Below are 3,211 nucleotides of genomic sequence, written 5' to 3'. Positions count from 1 at the left end.
AGCTTTGCAATGGGAATCGGTTGGGTGGGCTACATCTCTCGACTGGTGCGCGCGTCCATGCTCCAAACGCTGGGTGAGAACCATATCCGGATGGCTCGCTCTTTCGGGATTTCGGAATGGCGCATTGTTTACCGCTACGCTCTGCCGCTTGCGATCTTGCCAACGGTAACCATCTTGGGCGTAGGGATCGCATGGCTGCTGTCGGGAGCGGTGTTTGTCGAGGTGGTGTTTGCAAGACCGGGGATCGGCGCGCTGATCGTGCAGGCGGTGAATACGCGCAACTATCCAATTGTGATGGGCGTCGTCGTGGTCACCACCTTCCTTATCGTGATAGCAACGACGCTCTCTGATCTCATCAACGCCGGCCTTGACCCGCGGACACGGGAAAAGCTCTGATGATGACGAGCATTGACACGATTGGTACGGAAGTTCCCGCAAGGCACAATTCAGGCGACCTCGGAGCTTTCCTGCGGCAACTGCTTAAAAACCGTCTGGGCATGCTTGGCGCGGTGCTTGTCCTGGTCGTGGTGGCGAGCGCGATCTTTGGTCCGCTCATCATCACGCATGACCCCATCCGCATTATGATCGGGCCTCGTTTGGCAGGACCTTCTGCAGATTTTCTTCTTGGCACGGATCAACTCGGTCGCGACACCTTTTCGCGTGCCATCATGGGCGGCCGCATCCCGCTTCTCGTTGCCTTTGCATCGCTCGGCAGTTCGTTTGTCGTTGGGCTCGTGCTTGGTCTGATCGCAGGGTTCGGGCCGCGCTGGCTCGACAATCTTCTGCTACTATTCTTCGACACAATCCGCTCCTTTCCCGGGATCATATTTGCATTGGCCATCATCGCGCTTCTTGGCCCCAGCATGTCCAGCGTGATCCTGGTCATCGCAATAACATCCATGCCGATCTATGCGCGTGTCGTGCGCACCCAAACGCAAGCCTTGCGCAACTCCGATTACATTGACGCCGAACGAAGCATGGGCGCTGGCACGACGCGCATCCTTGCCGTGCACATGCTGCCAAACGTGATTGGTCCGCTTCTTATTCTTGTAAGCATGGATGTGCCGTCGGTGATCGCCGTGGAAGCAGGTCTGGGCTTTCTTGGCATGGGTGTGCGGCCACCCACGCCCGACTGGGGAGTTATCCTCAATGATGGCTATAGCTATATCAATCAGACCCCCTGGCTGATTTTTGCCGGCGGCATTCCAATAGTGGTCGCCACGCTGGGCTTCACATTCCTTGGCGAAGCATTGCGTGACATATTCGATCCCAAGCTGCGGAAAGACTTATGAGACGTGAAGATCCGACACCGCCAATGTCCGCCCATCCGCTTCTCGAGGTTCGGAACCTCAACCTCGACTTCGGCTCGCCACGCGGACGTGTTCACGCACTGTGCAACGTTTCGCTGGACGTGCCAAGCAGACAGATAGTCGGCATCGTCGGTGAGAGTGGATCCGGCAAATCCACGCTTGCCTATACTGTGATGGGTCTACTTCCAGAAAACGCTCAGGTTACTGCCGGCAGCATCATATTCGAAAGACGCGACCTGCTTACGCTGACTGCCCAGGCGCGACGCAGTCTGATGGGCGATCGCCTCTCCATGATCTTCCAGGATCCGATGACCGCGCTCAATCCGGTGCGGACCATCGAGAGCCAGATGATCGATATCCAACACCACGGACAACGAGGCCGTAGTGAAAAGCGCGCTCGTGCGATCGACATGCTCAAGCGCGTCGGAATTCCCGATCCGCAAAGCCGCATCGGGAATTATCCGCATCAGTTCTCTGGTGGCATGCGCCAGCGCATCTGCATTGCCATGGCACTTCTGGTGAGACCGGCGCTGCTCATCGCCGACGAGCCGACCACGGCGCTTGATGCAACGTTGGAAGTCCAGATCATCCACCTGCTCAAGGATCTGCAAAGGGAGATCGGTTGCTCCATCCTGTTTGTCTCCCATCATCTCGGCGTCGTCGCTGAATTGTGCGACCGGGTTGCCGTCATGTATGCGGGCGAGGTGGTAGAGCAGGGCGCCGTACGCGACATCTTCCATAATCCCGGCCATCCCTACACAAGGGCGCTGCTTGAGTGCGATCCTGGACGGATCAAGCAACGGACGCGCAATTTGCCGACCATCCCCGGAGACGTCCCCAGTCTGCTCGGAAGCAGAAATGGATGTATCTTCCGACCGCGGTGTCCTCACGCTTTCGATCGCTGCGTTCATGAGACGCCTGGCGAATACCGTGTCGCTGCTGACCAGGTTGCGCGATGCCATCTGCTCGATCGAGCTGGGATGGTTGCGGCATGAGTGCGCTGCTAAGTGTCCAGGACCTGCGCGTCCGCTTCCGCACCATGGGGTCGCTGAAGGCGCTCACCACGGGCACGGCCGACCCTTTCATTGACGCTGTGTGCGGCGTCTCCTTTGAAATCCGCAAGGGCGAGACGCTTGCCCTCGTCGGCGAAAGCGGATCTGGCAAATCCACCATCGCTCGCACGATCATCGGCCTTCAGCCGGCTGTTAGCGGCAGCATTCGTTTCGACGGGCAGGAACTTATCGGCCTCAAAGCGGCCGAACGAAAGTCCTACCTGCGCCGCATGACGATGATGTTCCAGGATCCCGTGGGCTCCCTCTCGCCGCGGCTGACCGTGCAGTCGCTCCTCACCGAGCCATTCCGCATACACGGCGTGAGCAATCGCGATCCCGGTGCCGAAGCGGAGCGCCTGTTGCGCATGGTCGGCTTGCCGGCGGACTTTGGGCGCCGCTATCCCCACCAGCTCTCTGGCGGTCAGGCCCGGCGCGTCGGCGTCGCTCGTGCCCTTGCACTCAACCCAGACCTGATCATCGCCGACGAGCCCACAGCTGGGCTCGACGTATCGGTCCAGGGTGAGGTGCTTAATCTGCTTGCTCGCCTCCAGGATGAACTTGGGATCGCCATCCTGATCATCACCCACAACCTCAACGTAGTCCGCCACATGGCCGATCGTATGGCGATCATGTATCTCGGTCGCATTGTCGAGACGGGCTCGACTGAAAGCATCTTCGATCATCCCCGGCATCCTTATACGCAGGCCTTGCTCTCGGCCAATCCGGTGCCCGATCCCGATGCCGTTCTCAACCGCATCGAAATCAAAGGCGAGGTGCCGAGCATGCTGAGACGGCCAACCGGCTGCGAGTTCCACGCGCGGTGCCAGTACGCCCAGGAAATCTGTAGCC

At 59.2% G+C, this 3,211-nt stretch carries 4 protein-coding genes; all 4 read left to right on the top strand.

From position 1 onward, the window contains the following. A partial coding sequence (locus tag NKH78_RS32430) for an ABC transporter permease (protein WP_352885230.1) occupies window positions 1-396 on the top strand: 396 nt, incomplete at its 5' end. Continuing rightward, a complete protein-coding gene (locus tag NKH78_RS32425; RefSeq protein WP_352885228.1) occupies window positions 396-1,292 on the top strand; it encodes an ABC transporter permease in 897 nt (298 codons plus the stop codon). The genes NKH78_RS32430 and NKH78_RS32425, both read left to right, overlap by 1 nt. Then, entirely contained in the window at window positions 1,289-2,305 is a 1,017-nt protein-coding gene (locus NKH78_RS32420; protein WP_352885226.1) for an ABC transporter ATP-binding protein, read from the top strand. Before NKH78_RS32425 ends, NKH78_RS32420 begins: the two co-directional genes overlap by 4 nt. Window positions 2,306-2,349: 44 nt before the next feature. After that, window positions 2,350-3,211: ABC transporter ATP-binding protein (locus tag NKH78_RS32415; protein WP_352885224.1), on the top strand; the 862-nt coding region annotated here is incomplete at its 3' end.

It is taken from the genome of Mesorhizobium sp. M0910 (assembly GCF_040319465.1).
GTDB lineage: Bacteria > Pseudomonadota > Alphaproteobacteria > Rhizobiales > Rhizobiaceae > Mesorhizobium.
The sequence above is the reverse complement of the archived record's forward strand: the minus strand, read 5'-3'. Positions and strand labels throughout refer to the sequence as shown.